Source organism: Enterococcus sp. DIV1444a, assembly GCF_051712125.1.
Taxonomy (GTDB): domain Bacteria; phylum Bacillota; class Bacilli; order Lactobacillales; family Enterococcaceae; genus Enterococcus; species Enterococcus faecalis.
This window is the reverse complement of record NZ_JBIOOG010000001.1, coordinates 2,420,192-2,436,362: the sequence shown is the minus strand read 5'-3', so window position 1 is coordinate 2,436,362 and position 16,171 is coordinate 2,420,192. Positions and strand designations below refer to the sequence as shown.

Below are 16,171 nucleotides of genomic sequence, written 5' to 3'. Positions count from 1 at the left end.
AAACATCTGTTAATGATGAAATGAAGCCTCGACTTTGCTTCATTCTGGGTATTTGATTTTATGTGTTCTTTTTCAACCGTCCCGTGTGTTGTGAATAACAACAATTAAGCTTATTTTATCATAGAATGATAAGGAAGTATAGAAACACTCACTGGACTTTTAAAAAAAACAAACATCTTGTTTCGCCTTATTCTTGATCAAGTTCGAGTGCCTTTTTTTTAGGACGCCAATACCAACTTAAGCCAATCACGTGGGCTAAATAAACAATCGCTAAAGTCGTAGTCATCAACGTATTTCGGACAATTAAACAAGGAATGGCAAATAAAAGAAACATGGAAATAAATAGTTTCCATTTGCCTTTACGAGTAATTTTTTTCTCAAAGAAGGCTTCTTGGATATATTTTTGATAATAAGAAGAAGCTAAAAATTTGTTATAAAGTTTATCTGAACTACGCATCCAAAAAAAGGCCGTTAATAAATAAAAACCAGTGGTGGGTAAAAGCGGCAAAAAGATTCCTAACGTGCCTAAAGCAAACGTACAGGAACCGAGAAAAATGAAGAATAATTTTTTCATTCAAAGGGTCCTTTCAGTTTTTCCCAATTATGGCACAATCAAAAGGAAGTAGCAATTTTAATCGTATAAGTAAATCATTAAAATTATCTGTTTTTTAGAAAATCTAAAAGAGAAAGGATAGAAAGAGAAAGGCTGTTTTTCTAGCTAGACAGCTTGTATTACCGATTTCTTTTTGATACAGTGGGGGTACTAGAAAATTTAAAGTAAGATAAGAAGGAGATGATTAATTGAAGTTAATGTGGCGTTACACAATGCGTTATAAGAAATTACTTTTTGCTGATTTTATTTGTGTGTTTGGTTTTATTTTAATTGAATTAGGCTTGCCGACCATTTTAGCACGAATGATTGACAAAGGAATTATTCCTAGAGATATGGACTATATTTATCAGCAAGGGATTTGGATGGTTGTAATTACGATTATTGGTGTCGCAATGAATATTTTGCTGGGGTACTTTGGTGCCAGAATTACAACAAACATTGTTCGTGATATTCGTGATGATTTATTTGAAAAGATTCAAACTTTCTCACATAGTGAATATGAAAGTATTGGGGTTTCTTCCTTAATTACGCGAACTACCAATGATGCATACCAAATTATGCTCTTCATGGGAAATATTTTACGTCTTGGCTTTATGACGCCAGTTATGTTTATTGCCAGTCTTTACATGGTGATGCGGACGAGTCCGTCGTTAGGAATGTACGTTTTAGGTGCCTTGCCTTTTCTACTGCTAGCCGTTGTCGGAATTGCTCGTTTGTCAGAACCGTTATCTAAAAAGCAACAAAAGAACCTAGATGGCATCAATGGGATTTTAAGAGAAAATCTTTCTGGATTGCGGGTAATACGCGCATTTGTTAATGAAAAATTTGAAGAATCTCGTTTTAATAAAGTCAATGAAACTTACACTAAAAGTTCAAAAAGTCTGTTTCGTTTAATGGCAGCAGCCCAACCAGGTTTCTTTTTCTTATTTAATATTGTGATGGTCTTAATCATTTGGAGCGGGACTGTTCAAATCAGCCATGGGGATTTAGAAGTTGGGAATTTAATTGCTTTTATTGAATATATTTTCCATGCGCTGTTCTCGTTTATGTTATTTGCCAGTGTCTTTATGATGTATCCTCGGGCTGCAGTTTCGGCTTCACGGATTCAAGAAGCCTTAGATATGGAACCAGCTATTCGTGAAGAAGAAGGCGTAACAGAAACAGCTACTAAAGGCTATCTAGAGTTTAAAAATGTAACATTTGCCTATCCTGGACATGCGGAAAGCCCAGTTATCCGCAATGTAAGTTTTAAGGCATCGCCTGGTGAAACAGTGGCTTTTATCGGGAGCACAGGTAGTGGGAAATCAACATTAATTCAATTGATTCCGCGGTTTTATGATGTATCAGAAGGTGAAATTTTAATTGATGGAGTCAACGTAAAAGAGTACAAACTTAGCGCATTACGCAATAAGATTGGCTATATTCCCCAAAAAGCGTTACTTTTTACTGGTACAATTGCTGACAATCTTCGCTACGGTAAGGAAGATGCGACGTTAGAAGAAATGGAACGAGCAATTGACATTGCTCAAGCAACAGAATTTGTGTCGCAAAAACCGCAAGGCTATGATGAGCCTCTTTCAGAAGGTGGCACGAACTTTTCTGGTGGTCAAAAACAACGTTTAGCTATCGCACGGGCGATTATTCGCAATCCAGAAATTTATATATTTGATGATAGTTTTTCTGCGTTGGATTATCAAACAGATGCAAATTTACGAGCGCGTCTGAAAAAAGAAACAACAGAATCTACTGTTTTAATTGTGGCACAACGTGTTGGAACAATTATGCATGCGGACCGCATTGTTGTTTTAAACGAAGGCGACGTGGTCGGAATTGGCACACATCGTGAATTACTTGAGACTTGTCCAATTTACTATGATATTGCGGCTTCTCAATTGTCAGAGGAGGAATTAGCATGAAACACGCCTTTTCTTCTATGAAACGAATCGGTCGCTACATTAAACCGTACCGGGTTACGTTTTATTTAGTTATTTTATTTACAATATTAACCGTTGCCTTTAATGCAGCGTTGCCTTATTTGACTGGATTACCAACGACAGAAATTAGCCGTAATATTGCGGCTGGCGAATCAATCAATTTTGATTATGTAATCCAATGTTTAATTTGGATTTTAGTTGTGGGCACAGGTTATTGTGTGGCACAATTTTTGTCGGGTTTTTTAATGACGAATGTCGTTCAACAATCCATGCGCGATTTACGTCGAGATATTGAAGAAAAAATCAATCGTTTGCCAGTTTCTTATTTTGATAAGAACCAACAAGGAAATATTTTGTCACGGGTGACGAACGATGTGGATGCTGTCAGCAATGCGATGCAACAAAGTTTTATCAATATTGTTTCAGCAGTCTTAGGTATTGTGATGGCGGTAGTGATGATGTTTTTAATCAATCCGCTGATGGCGATTTTTTCAGTGATTATGATCCCGTTGTCTCTGATTATTTCCAGAACAATTGTTAAAATCTCCCAGAAATATTTCCAAGGAATGCAAAATTCTTTAGGAGACTTAAATGGTTATGTCCAAGAAAATATGACTGGGTTCAGTGTCTTAAAACTATATGGTCGGGAAAAAGAAACCCTTGAAGGCTTTAAACAAGTCAATCACCGTTTAAATGGTTTTGGTTTCAAGGCATCCTTTATCTCAGGATTAATGTTGCCATTGGTTCAAATGACCGCTTATGGGACCTATATCGGTGTAGCTGTCCTTGGTAGTTACTATGTGGTTGCTGGTGTGATCGTAGTGGGGCAGTTACAAGCGTTTATTCAATATATTTGGCAAATTAGCCAACCAATGGGAAATATTACGCAGTTGTCTGCAGCTTTACAAAGCGCTTCAGCTTCGACCATGCGGATTTTTGAAATCCTAGATGAACCAGAAGAAGAACTTAACGAACAAGATGTTCCTTTGCCAGAACCTATTTTAGGCTCTGTTGAATTTGAAAATGTCAGCTTTAGTTATGACCCAGAAAAACCGTTAATTCGTAATTTGAACTTTAAAGTTGAGGCGGGCCAAATGGTTGCGATTGTGGGACCAACTGGTGCTGGTAAAACAACCTTAATCAACTTACTGATGCGTTTTTATGATGTAACAGAAGGCGCCATTAAAATTGATGGCATTGACACGAAAAAAATGAACCGTAGTGATGTCCGATCTGTATTTGGAATGGTATTGCAAGATGCTTGGTTGTATAAAGGTACCATTGCAGATAACATTCGTTTTGGGAAGTTGGATGCCACGGATTATGAAGTTGTGGATGCAGCGAAAACGGCCAATGTGGATCACTTCATTCGGACAATGCCAGACGGGTACGAAATGGAAATCAATTCTGAGGGCGATAACGTTTCCCTTGGTCAAAAACAATTGTTGACCATTGCCCGAGCGGTAATTTCTGATCCGAAAATTTTGATTTTAGATGAGGCGACTAGTTCAGTCGATACGCGCCTGGAAGCCTTAATTCAAAAAGCAATGGATCGTGTCATGGAAGGACGAACGAGTTTCGTTATTGCACACCGCCTATCAACTATTCGTGAAGCTGATTTAATTCTTGTTATGAAACAAGGAGAAATCATTGAAAAAGGTACGCATCATGAGTTGCTGGAACAAGGTGGCTTCTATGAAAAACTATACAATAGTCAATTTGCTGAAGAAGGCGACTATGAGGAATAAAAAAACGGCTGTCTGAGAAGACAGCCATTTTTTATTGTTTTTTACTATGAAAGTGAAGGATTCTTGTCTATACTTAATGAAAAGAGGTGACAGGGTTTGAAAAAAGAGTATTTTATTGCTGCTAGTGCAGATGTCTATGGCAAAGTGCAACTAGCAAAGGATAGTAATATTTGGTTTCAGTCAGTCTTAAGAGGTGACAGTAACACAATTACCATTGGTGAAGGTAGTAATATTCAAGATGGCACGATTATTCATGTTGATGAAGATGCCCCGACAATTGTAGGCAAGTATGTAACGGTGGGCCATCAATGCATATTACACGGTTGTAAAATCGGTGATGGTGCTTTGATTGGCATGGGTTCAACGATTCTAAATAATGCTATTATTGGAGAAAACAGCCTGATCGGTGCGGGCTCTTTAGTGACAGAAGGCAAAATTATCCCGCCAAATGTTTTAGCATTTGGTCGACCAGCGAAGGTTATCCGTCCGTTAACGGCAGCAGAAATAGCCAGTAATCATACGAACGCCTTACATTATGTTCAACGAGCAGAAGAATTTCGCCAACAAAAATATCCGAAACTAACATAAAATTAGGAGGAAAATGATGAAGAAAATTAAAGTAATGACGGTTTTTGGAACACGGCCAGAAGCGATCAAAATGGCTCCCTTAATCAAAGTTTTAGAAGAGCAAAGTGAAGGATTTGACTCTATAGTAGTCGTAACAGCGCAACATCGCCAAATGCTGGATCAAGTGTTAGAAGATTTTCAAATTACACCGAATCATGATTTAAATATCATGAAAGATGGGCAAACCTTAACAGATATTACAAGTCGTGTTTTGAATTTATTAACTGAGGTTCTTGTGACAGAACAGCCGGATATTGTCTTGGTTCATGGCGATACTACCACGTCATTTGCGGCTGCGTTAGCTGCTTTTTATCAACAGATTCCAGTGGGACATGTGGAAGCAGGATTGCGGACCTGGCAAAAATATTCTCCGTTTCCGGAAGAAATGAATCGTCAACTGGTAGACGTGTTAACTGATATTTATTTTGCCCCAACCACTCAAAGTATGGACAATTTAATCAAAGAAAATCATCCGGAAGAACATATTTATGTGACTGGCAATACAGCGATTGATGCGATGGCGTACACTGTTGAGGCCCACTATCAAAATGAGTTATTGGAAAAAATCCCTACAGACCAACGCATCGTGCTAATTACAATGCATCGTCGTGAAAATTTAGGCATGCCTATGGCAAATGTATTTAAAGCTGTTCGCCGACTTGTTATGGAACATCCAGAAATTGAAGTCATTTTCCCCATGCACAAAAATCCCAAAGTCCGTGAAATAGTAGCGGAACATTTAGGTGAATTAGCTCGTGTGCATTTAATTGAACCATTGGACGTCAAAGATTTTCAAAATTTTGCAGCGAAAAGTGCGTTAATTTTAACTGATTCTGGGGGTGTGCAAGAAGAAGCTCCTTCCTTAGGTGTGCCAGTTTTAGTTTTACGAGACACCACGGAACGTCCAGAAGGCGTAGCGGCTGGAACGTTGAAATTGGTCGGTACAGACGAACAAGTAGTGTATCAAGAGGCGAAAACATTGTTGACTGATTCTGATGCTTACCACGCGATGGCGCATGCACAAAATCCATATGGGGATGGTCAAGCTAGCCGCCGAATTGTTGAAGCCATTGCTTATGAAATGCAGCAATCAGATAAAAAACCAGATACGTTTACAGCAAAATAAATAAAAAGGCAGAGAAGCGCTGAAAAATGTGCTTCTTTTGCGTATCTTATTTTTGAAGAATCAATTAGAAAAAAATGCTAGAAAGTAGTGAAGTGAAGATGTATCAAACGATTTTATTTGATTGGGATGGCACAATTACGGATTCTGGTAGCGGCATTATGCGTTCTATTTTGTACGCAACAGAACAATTAGGCTGGCCAGTTCCTAGCGAGGAGACGTTACGTTCTTTCATAGGGCCGCCTTTATACGAGTCGTTTTTGCACGTGGCGCCTTCAGCTGAAGCAGCGCAACAAGCCGTGGATTATTATCGAGAGTATTATCAGAAAAAAGGCATGTTTGAAAATCATGTGTATCCAGGAATTCCTGAAGTGTTAACGAGGTTAAAGGAAGCGGGAGCAAAGTTATACGTTGCGACTTCCAAGCCAGAAGAGTTTGCTAAAAAGATTATTACTCATTTTGATTTAGATCGTTATTTCACAGGCATCTATGGAGCGAGCATGGACGGTCAACGCTCTAAAAAAGCAGATGTGATTCAGTATGCATTAACGGAAGCTCAATTAGACCCAACCAAAGAAGCGATTATCATGGTTGGTGATCGCAACCATGACATTCTTGGTGCCCGACAAAATGGCTTAGATAGTATAGGTGTTTTGTATGGATTTGGCGAAGAGACAGAATTACAAGAGGCAGGAGCGAGATTCCTAGCGCAATCGCCTAAAGACTTAGGCGTTATTTTGCTGCAAAATCCTTAATAGAAAATGGATTTTCGATAAATTTAGGAGGATTTTAAGATTTATTATCGTTTCAATAGAAAAGCGCCATCATAGGCTTTAAACGTTGTCAATGATGAATTTTTTATCGGGGAATGACGGTCTTTTTATTAAAAACATTTAATTTTAAAGAGGTTTCATGTATAATAGTTTCAGTCATAAACGATAGAATAGTAAGGAGGGTTAGTTTTGGCTAATGATAACCAAAATAACCAAGATCCCAAATCTTCGCTTAGAGATCAAGTAACTGGGTCTTTAAAAGGCAGAAATGATGGCGATCAACCTGATTCCTCTGAAAAAAATGATAGGTCTCCCCAACCTTCATCTGATGAATCACAAGAAACAGCGAGCCGCACAACACAAACACGTGCAGGTTCTAGAGCTGCTCGAAGACGTGGGAAAGACAAGACAACGCAGACAGTCGAAGAACCAACCCCGATTGAAACAGACGAAAAGCCAACAAATACAAAAAAACAAACACGTAAAAAAGAAGATCGTTTAGTCGGTCGTATTGTGTTAATTGTAGTTTCTGTATTGGTTTTAATGATGGCAATCTTTGGGTTTACTTTTTATAAATATGTAGATGCTGGGTTACAACCACTAGACAAGAACAATAAGAAGCTTGTTCAAGTGCATATTCCAGAAGGATCTTCTAATAAGCAAATTGCTGCAGTTTTAGAAGAAAGCAACGTTATTAAAAGCGGCATGGTTTTTAACTACTACGTAAAATTTAAAAACTTAACAGATTTTCAAGCGGGCTATTATCAAATGTCTCCAAGCATGACACTCGATGAAATTGGTGAAATGCTAAAAGAAGGAGGCACGCCAGAACCAACTAAAATCGCAGATGGCAAAGTAACGATTCCTGAGGGCTACGATATAGATAAAATTGGCGAAGCCATTGAAAAAAATACGGATTTCAAGAAAGCAGATTTCATTGCATTAATGAAAAACGAAGACTTCTTCAATCAAATGAAGGCTAAGTATCCTGATTTACTTGAAAGTGCTGCAACCGCAGAAGGTGTTCGTTATCGCTTAGAAGGCTATTTGTTCCCAGCAACTTATGATTACTACAAAAAAGCAACACTTCCTGAATTTGTCGAACAGATGATTGCTAAAATGAACACGGTAATGGAACAATATACGCCGACAATTCACGCAAAGAATTTAACCAATCAGCAAGTCTTAACGTTAGCTTCACTGGTTGAAAAAGAAGGAGTCAAAGAAGCGGACCGCAAACAAATTGCGCAAGTATTCTTTAACCGCTTAGCTGCTGATATGCCAATCCAATCAGATATTTCTATTTTGTATGCTCTAGGAGAACACAAAGAAACTGTGACGTATGCTGATTTGGAAGTGGACTCGTCTTATAACTTGTATAAAAATACTGGTTATGGACCAGGACCGTTAGATAGCCCAAGTGAGGAGTCAATTAAAGCAGTCTTGAATCCGACACCAAGTGACTATTTATACTTTGTAGCAGATATTTCTACAGGAAAAGTATACTTCTCAAAAACATATGAAGAACATCAAGTGTTAGTAGATCAGTATGTCAATAATTCAAGTAGTGAATAAAATTAAAACATAAAAGAGCTTGGTGAATCAATTTTGCATGATTCACCAAGCTTTTAGATACTCAAAAAGTAATCTGTTTAACAGAGTGAAAGAGTAGCAACTAGAAATTTATATAAATAAAATTTAGCAAAATCACAAAATTTCAATAATTATATTTACAATTTAGAAAAAGCGTGGTACTCTTTTGTGGATTGAAAGCGGAATTTTTTTCAATAACCAACCAAGAACTACGTATCGTTAAGCGAAAAAGGAGAATTAACATGGTAGAAAAAGTATATCCAATGACTCTTGAAGGAAAAGAAAAATTAGAACAAGAGCTAGAAGAATTAAAAACAATTAAACGTAAAGAAATCGTAGAGCGTATTAAAATCGCTCGTAGCTTTGGGGATCTTTCAGAGAACTCAGAGTATGAATCAGCTAAAGATGAACAAGCTTTCGTTGAAGGACGGATTACAACGTTAGAAAATATGATTCGTTTTGCAGAAATCATCGATAATGATGGCGTGGACCAAGACGAAGTTTCTATCGGTAAAACAGTTACTTTCCAAGAATTACCTGATGGAGAAGAAGAGGAATACACAATCGTAGGAAGTGCCGAAGCCGATCCGTTTTCTGGTAAAATTTCTAACGATTCACCGATTGCGCAAGCCTTAATTGGTAAACAATTAGGCGACCAAGTAATTATTGCGACACCTGGTGGCGACATGACAGTTAAAATTACCAAAGTTGAAGCAAACTAAATAATTGAGTAGGGCAGGCAGCTTCTAAGGCCTGTCCTTTCGCAATCTATGACATTTAGGGCTAAAGTCCTATGGTAACCTGAGGCGCAAACCACTATGATTAAATAAAATAAACGAGTAAAATAAATGACATAAGGGAGGAGGCAAATCTATGAATAACCCTTGGCGCTTTTTTATCGTCGCAGAAGCATTACTTTTTATTCTAGCGTTATGGCAAATTGTACATAATCCTGGATTAGCTGTTTTATTAACAATTGGCGTTTTACTTGTTGCCTATGTTTCCAGGAAAGCATCTAAAACACATTTTAACAACTTTCAATTCGTCCTTGGCATTGTTTTTATTGTCATTGGCGCAATGAACAGCACGGCTGTTTGGTTTATGTTGATTTTTGGCGTACTCTTTATCGGCTTAAAAGGCTTTGAGATTTCAGGCGTGGATATAGCTGAGCGAGCACCTTGGCGTAAAAAACAAATGATTATGGTGGAAACGGCGGCCAAAGAACCGAAAAATGGCAAACGATTTAAACGCCGTTGGTTTGCCAACGAACGTATTGGCAACAATATCTATGAATGGGACGACATCAATATTGATTTAATCTCTGGGGATACTATTATTGATTTAGGCAATACGCTACTTCCGAAAGAAGATAATATTATTATTATTCGTAAAGGTTTTGGCCGCACGCGAATTCTAGTGCCGTTAGGTGTAGCTATTTTGTTAGAACATTCAACGTTTTACGGAACAGTGCGTTTTGAAGAAGAAAAATATCAATTGAAAAACGAATCATTAAAAATTTACAGCAATGATTATGATACCAATCTTCGTCGTTTGAAAATTATGACGAACACTTTAGTAGGAGATGTTGAGGTGATCCGTGTATGACCGATCGGATTTCAAGACGCATGATTTCATTATATGCGTCCCTTAGCACCTTTATTGTTATTTTAATTACCTTGTTTTCATATTTTCATTCAATTAAACAAAACCGGTGGCTCTTAGAACTTCTTCAGAGAAAAGTCTTTTATCTGCCACTAATTGTGCATATTGTTCTTATATCCTTACTAATAGGCTTATTGACCTTTTTACTGATTTCGTTGGTCCAAAAAGGCCAATATGGACGGATTGAAGAAAAACTTCGGTTATTAGCCAATGGCAATTATGAAAGTCCAGTCTTAAACAAACCAATGACTAGTGAAAATCAAGACCATTATCTAATCGAAGTCGAACAAGATATTTGGTCGATTAAAAATAAATTATTAGAGATGTCTAAAGAATTGCAATTATTAAACAGTCGACCGCAATTAATGGATGGGCAAACAAAAGAAGAAATTTTAGAGAACGAGCGGCATCGTTTGGCACGGGAGTTGCATGATTCAGTCAGTCAACAACTTTTTGCAGCCATGATGATGTTGTCTGCCTTAAATGAACAAGCACAACGAACAGAAACCCCTGAACCATATCGTAAACAACTAGCCATGGTGGCAGAAATCATTAATGCCTCCCAATCGGAAATGCGCGCGTTACTATTACACTTGCGTCCTATTAGTCTAGAAGGGAAAAGTTTGCGTAAAGGCATTGAACAATTATTGAAAGAACTACAAACAAAAATTAAAATTGAATTGATTTGGGATGTTGAAGATGTTCATTTAAATAGCAGCATTGAGGATCATCTTTTCCGAATTGTTCAGGAATTACTTTCAAATACCTTAAGACATGCCAAAGCAAAAGAATTAGAGGTATACTTACACCAAGTCGATAAAAATGTTTTATTGCGCATTGTTGATGATGGTGTCGGCTTTGATATGAAGGAACAAAGTAATAAGGCCGGTAGTTATGGCTTAAATAATATTCGAGAACGTGTTGTCGGCATGGGCGGTACAGTTAAAATTATTAGTTTTAAAGGGCAGGGAACCAGCGTTGAAATTAAAGTTCCTGTCATAAAGGAGGAAACTGCAAGTGATCAAAGTAATGTTAGTGGATGACCATGAAATGGTCCGTTTAGGCGTTTCATCATATTTATCTATTCAAGAGGATATAGAAGTCGTAGGCGAAGCAGAAAACGGTAAGATTGGCTATGAAAAAGCATTGGAACTACGTCCAGATGTTATTTTGATGGACTTGGTAATGGAAGAAATGGACGGCATTGATTCAACAAAAGCGATTTTGAAAGATTGGCCAGAAGCCAAGATTATTATTGTGACGAGTTTTATTGATGATGAAAAAGTGTATCCGGCAATTGAAGCTGGTGCAGCGGGCTACCTATTAAAAACATCAACAGCACATGAGATTGCTGATGCGATTCGGGCGACTTATCGCGGAGAGCGTGTGTTGGAACCTGAAGTGACGCATAAGATGATGGAACGGTTAACAAAAAAACAAGAGCCGGTGCTACACGAAGATTTGACAAACCGAGAACACGAAATTTTAATGCTGATTGCACAAGGTAAAAGTAATCAGGAAATTGCTGATGAACTCTTTATCACTTTGAAAACAGTTAAAACACATGTTTCAAACATTTTAGCAAAACTAGATGTGGATGATCGGACCCAAGCGGCGATTTATGCATTTCAACACGGTTTAGCCAAATAAATATCAGATAAATCCATAAATAAATTCTAGGAAATCCTTCTAGGAATTTATTTATGGATTTGTTATACTAAGTTTAACGAACAGACAGGAGCGGTCAGAAGAAATGAAACAAAATTTTGCAATTATTGGTTTAGGACGTTTTGGCGGCAGCATATGCCAAACTTTGGTGGAAGCTGGTCAAGAAGTTTTGGCCATTGACAGCAGTGAAGACCGTGTCAATGAATACATGAATATTGCAACGCATGCAGTGGTGGCCAACGCCCAAGATGAAATGACGTTGCGTTCTTTAGGAATTCGGAATTTTGATCACGTAGTGGTGGCGATTGGCGAAGATATTCAAGCGAGTATTTTAGTGACGCTAATGGTCAAAGAGATGGGGGTTCCCAATGTCTTAGCCAAAGCCGTCAATGAATATCATGCCCGTGTCTTAGATAAAATTGGGGCAGATATGGTCGTTCACCCAGAGCGGGATATGGGCATTCGAATTGCCCACAAACTTGTTTCACGCAATATTTTAGATTATATTGAATTATCTAGCGAATTTTCATTAGCTGAGGTTCGGGTCACCAATCCTAAATTTTACAATAAAACCTTAGCAGAATTAAATTTCCGTCAACGATTTGGTTTAACTGTGGTAGCGATTCGCCGCTCGAAAACAGAAGTAATTGCTTCGCCAGATGCTTCTGAAATTGTTCGAGAAAACGACAATTTATTAGTTATCGGTGATACCGCAGATGTTGATTTATTAGATGAAAAAATGAATGGCTAAGCACTTTATTCTCTAAAAGCACTGCGCTGTGCTACAATAAATGGCGACAGAGATGTGAAGGAGGAACAAAGAATGAAATTAGAAGTGACACCGAAAGCCCAACAATGGTTTAAAGAAGAAACCGGGGTTCAGCCTGAGACAGGCATTCGTTTTTTCGGAAAAATTTACGGAAAAACACCTGTTCATGACGGTTTTTCCATTGCGATGTCTGTAGAAGCGCCAGATGAGCCAATGATTAAAGAGAACCTAGATGGGATTACCTATTTTATTGAAGAAACAGATGATTGGTTCTTTAAAGGGTATGATTTGATTGTTGATTATGATGAAAAGAATGATGAACCGCGTTATCAATTTGAAGCAAACCAAGAAGATTTAACAAAATAATTTTAGTGCTAAACAGAAGAGGCTGAAGTAGTGTGTAGGACTATTTCTGTTGCTTTCGTTTAACCGCTAGTCAACCTGAGAAAAAATCGTTTTAGATTTTTCTCAGGTTCTTTCTATTTAAGTTATTTTTAGTTGGATATCGTTATTTAATAAGGCTATTATATGGTATAATGATAATTAACTGAAGTGTGGAGGAAATAAAATGTTATCAATTGTTGTCCCTTGTTATAATGAGGAAGCAGCGATTCCGCTGTTTTTTGAAGAAGTAGAAAAAATTAGCCAGCAACTGCCTCATTCAGTAGAATATATATTTGTGAATGATGGCTCAAAAGATAATACATTAGCCGTTTTAAGACAGCTTTATCACGAGCATCCAGAGAAGGTACATTATCTTTCTTTTTCACGCAATTTTGGGAAAGAAGCGGGCTTATATGCTGGCTTAAAAGAAGCAACAGGTGATCTAGTGACAGTCATGGACGTTGATTTACAAGATCCGCCTGAGTTATTACCTCAAATGATTGAGATGATTGAAACCAGTACAGATTTAGATTGTGTTGGAACACGCCGCATAACAAGAGACGGCGAACCACCCATTCGTAGCTTTTTTGCACGGATGTTCTATAAACTCATTAATCGAATTGCTGAGACGGAAATGGTAGATGGTGCCCGTGACTTTCGTGTCATGACCCGCCAAATGGTCGATGCGATTTTAGAGTTATCTGAGTATAATCGTTTTTCAAAAGGAATTTTTAGTTGGGTCGGCTTTAAAACAGAATATATTGAATTTAAAAATCGAGAACGAATTGCTGGAGAAACCTCTTGGTCTTTCTGGAGTCTATTAAGTTATTCAATTGATGGGATTGTCAATTTTTCAGAAACACCATTGAATATTGCTTCATACGTTGGTGCCTTTTCATGTATTGGTTCTGCACTAGCAATGTTAGTGATTATCTTTCGAACATTAGTCAATGGTGATCCAACAAGTGGCTGGCCTTCAATGGTTTGTATTGTACTTTTTGTAGGTGGTTTGCAACTATTATGTTTAGGAATTATTGGTAAATATATCGGCAAAATTTTCTTAGAAACGAAAAAACGACCAATTTATATTGTAAAGGAATCAGAAAAAGATTCTAAAAAATAACCAAAAAAGCAGAGAAAAATTCTCTGCTTTTTTGTTATATGTTAAAAAAATATGAACAAGCTTTTCAGAAAAACAACATTTTTTACATAAAAAATACATTAACTTTACCTATTTTTATCTTAATGAAACAGGTTTGCTCTCGCGGTTGCAAGAAATAAATGTTAAAATCAAAAAGTATGCTATTAAATGTTTTTTTGGAGGTTGGGTCATGATAGAAGTTATCGACTTGAAAAAAGTATTCGATAATGGGTTTGAAGCGTTAAAATCGGTCAATTTTACGATTGAGCAGGGGGACTTGGTTTGTTTGTTAGGGCCAAGTGGGTGTGGTAAATCCACGATTTTAAACTTAATTGCAGGTTTGTTACATCCAAGTGATGGAGATATTCAGTTTCGACAGCAATCGGTTGTCAAAACAGCACCAAAAGATCGGAACATTGGGTTTGTTTTTCAAAACTATGCCTTATATCCACATATGACTGTTCTAGAAAATGTGATGTTTCCTTTGACGGTAGGGAGTAAGAAAATTCCTAAGGCAGAGGCACAAGCTATTGCCGAAGAATATATGAAACTGACGAATATTGAAGAGTTAAGTCATAAAAAGCCAGGCACACTTTCTGGTGGTCAACAACAGCGTGTTGCGATTACCCGGGCGTTAGTTCAAAAACCAGATGTTTTATTATTAGATGAGCCTTTAAGTAACTTGGATGCACGTTTGCGTTTGAAAATTCGTGAAGAAATCCGTCGCTTGGTGAAAGAAGTTGGCATTACAACCATCTTTGTAACGCATGATCAAGAGGAAGCGCTATCAATTAGTGATAAAATTATTTTATTAAACGAAGGGGTTATTCAACAAAATGATGAACCTCAAAACCTTTACTTAGAACCAAATAACTTATTTGTTGCTCAGTTCATAGGTAACCCAATTATTAATTTATTGTCTGTTGAAGTGAAAGACGGCAAAATGTACCACGAAAGTTTTGAAATTCCGCTTGAGCGTTTTGAGCAAGCACGCTTTAAAATGCCAATGACTGATGGGAAATATACGTTTGCTTCTCGTCCAGAAGATGTGGTGCCAACTGAAACAGGTCTCTTTACCACAACGGCAGATTTAGTCGAATTGATTGGTCGAGAACGTATTTTACGATTTACATTAGGAAATGAACAAGTGAAATCAATTGTAAGTGTAGAAGAAGCGATTGAAGAAGGAGACACTTTATCTTTTGATTTTTCATATAAAAAAGTATTTATCTTTAACGAAGCGGGAGACCGGGTTTACTAATGAAAAAATACAATCCAGAAAATCAACCAAAAGCATGGCTCTTCCTTCTGCCATCATTAGGAATTATTTTACTGTTTAGCGTTTATCCGCTGTTTCGTTCTTTGTGGATGAGCTTCCAAAAAGGTTCCTTAATTAACCAACGTTACGCTGGTTTAGAAAATTATCAACGTGTATTGAATGATCCAATCTTTTATAAAGCGTTAAAAAATACAGCGCTCTATGCATTTGCAGTGGTACCGATTGCCTTGATAATTTCCCTAGCAATTGCTTGGATTATCTTTGAAAAAGTTAAACATAAGAGTTTCTTTGAAACGATTTTCTTTATGCCTTATGTAACGAGTACGATTGCCATTGGGATTGTCTTCCGTTACTTCTTTAATGGCGATTATGGAATTGTCAATTACGTCTTAGGATTTTTCGGCATTCCTTCTGTCAACTGGCTAGATAATGTTCAAATGAGTATGCCGACATTGATTATTTTTGGGGTTTGGACGAGTTTAGCATTTAATATTATTATTTTGTTGGCTGGGTTGAGAAATATTGATGAAGAACATTTTAAAATAGCGAAAATGTTTGGCGCCTCAAACGGCGAAATTTTTCGACGTATTACGTTTCCACAGCTAGTCCCGACCATTGCCTTTTTATTAACCGTCAATTTAATTGGCGCCTTTAAAGTTTATACACAAGTTTATGCTTTATTCGGTGGCCGTGCGGGGATTGCCAATAGTGCCACAACCGCAGTGTACTATATTTATGACAAATTCCACATTGCAGGACGTCCCGGAATTGCGATGGCAGCCACAGTGATTTTATTTGTGATTATTTTAGTGGTCACTTTCTTACAAAATAAACTCTTAAAGAAAGTGGGGCAATAA

At 37.4% G+C, this 16,171-nt stretch carries 16 protein-coding genes; 15 read left to right on the top strand and 1 reads right to left on the bottom strand.

The genetic code is table 11. From position 1 onward, the window contains the following. Positions 1-187: 187 nt before the first annotated feature. On the bottom strand, positions 188-574 hold the full coding sequence (locus IGI87_RS11765; protein WP_002355126.1) for a YbaN family protein: 387 nt from the start codon (positions 572-574) through the stop codon (positions 188-190). Between the two features lie 227 nt (positions 575-801). On the opposite strand from IGI87_RS11765, the gene efrA reads away from it, so the two are divergent. From efrA to IGI87_RS11690, 15 genes are all read left to right on the top strand, one after another. Beyond that, entirely contained in the window at positions 802-2,529 is a 1,728-nt protein-coding gene (efrA, locus tag IGI87_RS11760; RefSeq protein ID WP_002414139.1) for a multidrug efflux ABC transporter subunit EfrA, read from the top strand. Next, positions 2,526-4,295 carry a multidrug efflux ABC transporter subunit EfrB gene (efrB, locus tag IGI87_RS11755; RefSeq protein WP_113794578.1) on the top strand — a complete coding sequence of 590 codons (1,770 nt, stop codon included), beginning with the start codon at positions 2,526-2,528 and terminating at the stop codon, positions 4,293-4,295. Before efrA ends, efrB begins: the two co-directional genes overlap by 4 nt. Positions 4,296-4,391: 96 nt before the next feature. Further along, positions 4,392-4,883, top strand: a complete 492-nt coding sequence (locus tag IGI87_RS11750; protein WP_113794577.1) for a gamma carbonic anhydrase family protein — start codon at positions 4,392-4,394, stop codon at positions 4,881-4,883. Positions 4,884-4,896: 13 nt separating this feature from the next. Next, the gene (gene wecB, locus IGI87_RS11745; RefSeq protein ID WP_162782542.1) at positions 4,897-6,048 is read left to right on the top strand and encodes a non-hydrolyzing UDP-N-acetylglucosamine 2-epimerase; all 1,152 of its coding nucleotides are present in this window, start codon (positions 4,897-4,899) and stop codon (positions 6,046-6,048) included. 74 nt (positions 6,049-6,122) lie between these two features. Continuing rightward, complete coding sequence (locus IGI87_RS11740; RefSeq protein ID WP_438737111.1) at positions 6,123-6,800, top strand: HAD family hydrolase; 678 nt, start codon at positions 6,123-6,125, stop codon at positions 6,798-6,800. Between the two features lie 207 nt (positions 6,801-7,007). After that, positions 7,008-8,393 carry an endolytic transglycosylase MltG gene (gene mltG / locus IGI87_RS11735; RefSeq protein WP_002375722.1) on the top strand — a complete coding sequence of 462 codons (1,386 nt, stop codon included), beginning with the start codon at positions 7,008-7,010 and terminating at the stop codon, positions 8,391-8,393. A 260-nt stretch (positions 8,394-8,653) separates the two neighbouring features. Then, positions 8,654-9,133, top strand: a complete 480-nt coding sequence (gene greA, locus IGI87_RS11730; RefSeq protein ID WP_002355133.1) for a transcription elongation factor GreA — start codon at positions 8,654-8,656, stop codon at positions 9,131-9,133. Positions 9,134-9,284: 151 nt separating this feature from the next. Next, positions 9,285-10,016, top strand: coding sequence for a cell wall-active antibiotics response protein LiaF (gene liaF / locus IGI87_RS11725; RefSeq protein ID WP_104854179.1), 732 nt, complete (start codon positions 9,285-9,287; stop codon positions 10,014-10,016). Further along, positions 10,013-11,116, top strand: a complete 1,104-nt coding sequence (locus IGI87_RS11720; RefSeq protein WP_104854180.1) for a sensor histidine kinase — start codon at positions 10,013-10,015, stop codon at positions 11,114-11,116. The genes liaF and IGI87_RS11720 overlap by 4 nt, the downstream gene beginning before the upstream one ends. Then, positions 11,091-11,723, top strand: coding sequence for a response regulator (locus IGI87_RS11715; protein ID WP_002355137.1), 633 nt, complete (start codon positions 11,091-11,093; stop codon positions 11,721-11,723). Before IGI87_RS11720 ends, IGI87_RS11715 begins: the two co-directional genes overlap by 26 nt. A 103-nt stretch (positions 11,724-11,826) precedes the next feature. Continuing rightward, positions 11,827-12,492, top strand: a complete 666-nt coding sequence (locus IGI87_RS11710; protein WP_002355139.1) for a potassium channel family protein — start codon at positions 11,827-11,829, stop codon at positions 12,490-12,492. A 54-nt stretch (positions 12,493-12,546) separates the two neighbouring features. Further along, positions 12,547-12,876, top strand: a complete 330-nt coding sequence (locus IGI87_RS11705; protein ID WP_002355140.1) for a HesB/YadR/YfhF family protein — start codon at positions 12,547-12,549, stop codon at positions 12,874-12,876. A gap of 202 nt (positions 12,877-13,078) precedes the next feature. Further along, the gene (locus tag IGI87_RS11700; RefSeq protein ID WP_438737109.1) at positions 13,079-14,017 is read left to right on the top strand and encodes a glycosyltransferase family 2 protein; all 939 of its coding nucleotides are present in this window, start codon (positions 13,079-13,081) and stop codon (positions 14,015-14,017) included. 145 nt (positions 14,018-14,162) lie between these two features. Beyond that, positions 14,163-15,296, top strand: coding sequence for an ABC transporter ATP-binding protein (locus IGI87_RS11695; RefSeq protein ID WP_162782540.1), 1,134 nt, complete (start codon positions 14,163-14,165; stop codon positions 15,294-15,296). After that, positions 15,296-16,171, top strand: coding sequence for a carbohydrate ABC transporter permease (locus tag IGI87_RS11690; RefSeq protein ID WP_104854182.1), 876 nt, complete (start codon positions 15,296-15,298; stop codon positions 16,169-16,171). Before IGI87_RS11695 ends, IGI87_RS11690 begins: the two co-directional genes overlap by 1 nt.